At 78.7% G+C, this 2,169-nt stretch carries 2 protein-coding genes; both read left to right on the forward strand.

Annotated elements, in window-relative coordinates:
* A partial coding sequence (locus EBN88_RS31030; RefSeq protein ID WP_158621587.1) for a ubiquitin family protein occupies positions 1–991 on the forward strand: 991 nt, incomplete at its 5' end.
* A 3-nt stretch (positions 992–994) separates the two neighbouring features.
* A partial coding sequence (locus EBN88_RS29650) for a S8 family serine peptidase (RefSeq protein WP_122400060.1) occupies positions 995–2,169 on the forward strand: 1,175 nt, incomplete at its 3' end.

Consider the following 2,169-nt stretch of genomic DNA (forward strand, 5'->3'; position numbering starts at 1 on the left):
CGGCGCGCTGGCCGTCGCCCCCGGCCGGCTCCCCGGCTGGCTCGGCCTGGCCACCGCCCTCCTCGCCCTGGTCGTCGGCGTGCTGCTCTCCCGCGCCTTCGGCGACATCGCCGCCGGCACCTGCGCCGCCGCGCTCGCCGCGCCGCCCGCGCTGCTCGGCGCGGTGCGGCTGCTCGGCACCGAGGCCGGCACCGTGGACGGCTTCACCGCAGGGCATCTCCTGCTGGCCTGCGCCGTGTTGGCCGTCCTCGGCGCGCTCGGCCCGCTCCTGGTGGGCGGCGGCGACGGAACGTTCACCGCCCTGGTCGTCGCGGGACCGCTCGCCGCCACCGGCGCCCTGCTCTGCGCCGTCTGGGACGTCCCCCCGGCCAGGGCCGCCGCCGTGGTCGCCCCGCTGGCGCTGGCCCTGACCACCCTGTGGCCCACCCTGGCGCTGCGCGTCGGCCGGATGCCGGCGCCCGAGATCGCCTCCACCACCGAGGAGTTGGCCGCGCTGCCCAGCCAGCTCGCCCACGGCCAGCTGCGCGCCCGGGTCGCCAGGGCGCGCCGGCTGCTGCTCGGGATGCTGGCCGGCGGCCACCTGGTGACGCTCGGCGGCACCCTGGTGCTCTTCGCCGCCGGCGAGCTGTGGGCCGCCGTCCTGGCGGTGGTGCTCGTCGCGTTGACCCTGCTGCGCGCCCGCCTCTTCCGCGACCCGGCCCAGACCGCGATCCCACTGCTCGGCGCGCTGCTGGCGGCGGCCGGCGGGGCCGCGTTCGCGCTGACCGGCCTCGTCGGCCAGCGGCTGGCGCCGCTCGGCGTGGCGCTGCCCGTCGCGCTGCTGGTGGCGCTGGTCGCCGCCGCCGTCGGCCTGCTCGCCGGCCGCGCCCGCGCCAACCCCAGGACCTCCCGCGCCCTGGACCTGCTGGAGACCACCGCGCTGCTGTCCGTGGTCCCGCTGGCGCTGGCCGTGTGGGACGTCTACGCCGCGCTGCTCGACCTGCGGGCCTGAACCGTGGCCGCCCGCACCGCCGTTCGCCGCCGCCTGCTCTGGCCGCCGCTGCTGGCCCTCGGCCTGACCCTGGCCACCCCGCTGCCCGGCACCCTGCCCGAGGCCGCCGCCCAGGACTGCTCCCAGCAGGCCACCGGCGAGGAACTCCCCGAGAACGCCGGCCCCTACCCGCTGATCGAACAGCTCGGCCTGCGGCAGGCGTGGGACCTGGCCACCGGCGAGGGGGTCACCGTCGCCGTGCTGGACTCCGGCGTGGACGGCGAACACCCCGACCTGGCCGGCGCGGTGGCGCGCGGCAGCGAGTTCACCGTCGTCCCCGAGGAGCGGGAGTTCGTGCGCACCACCCCCGACCGCCAGCGCGACTGCCCCGGGCACGGCACCGCCGTCGCCGGCATGATCGCCGCGCACCGCGCCGAGGGCGACCGGATGACCGGCGTCGCGCCGGGCGCGGTCGTCTACCCCATCCGGATCGCCGACGGCGTGGACCGCGCCACCCCCAACACCCTGGCCGCCGCCGTGGACGACGCGATCGCCGCCGACGTCGACATCCTCAACCTCTCCTTCGCCTACCCCGTCGACGCCGAGCCGCTGCGCGCGGCCGTCGCCCGCGCCGTGGACGCCGGCGTGCTGGTGGTGGCCGCCGCCGGCAACGAGGGCAACGAGGGCCGGGACGACATCCCGATGTATCCGGCCGCCTACGACGGGGTGTTGACGGTCGGCGCCGTCGGCGAGGACGGACAGCCCCTGGAGACCTCCAACGCCGGCGACTGGGTGGACCTCGCCGGCTACGGCCAGGAGCTGGCCGTGGCCGCGCCCGGCGGCGGGTACCGCGTCGAGGCCGGCACCAGCTTCGCCACCGCCCAGGTCTCCGGCGCCGCCGCGCTGGTCCTCTCCCGCTTCCCCGACCTGACCGCGGCCCAACTGGCCGACCGGCTCACCGAGTCCGCCAACCCCGTCGGCGGCGGCCGGGGCGAACGCACCGGCGCGGGGATCGTCGACCCGTTCGCCGCGCTCACCCACCTCGACGGCACGGCCGAGGACCCTGGCGGCGAGGCCGCCGCGCGCCCCGGGCACATCCCGGTGCGCCCCCTCCCCGAGGACCGGCCGCTGCTCAGCCCCACCGCCGCCACCGCCCTGGGCTGGACCGGCGGGCTGCTGCTGGCCGTCGCCCTCGGCCT

The organism is Streptomyces triticirhizae, assembly GCF_003696235.1.
In the GTDB taxonomy this organism is placed as follows: domain Bacteria; phylum Actinomycetota; class Actinomycetes; order Streptomycetales; family Streptomycetaceae; genus Streptomyces; species Streptomyces triticirhizae.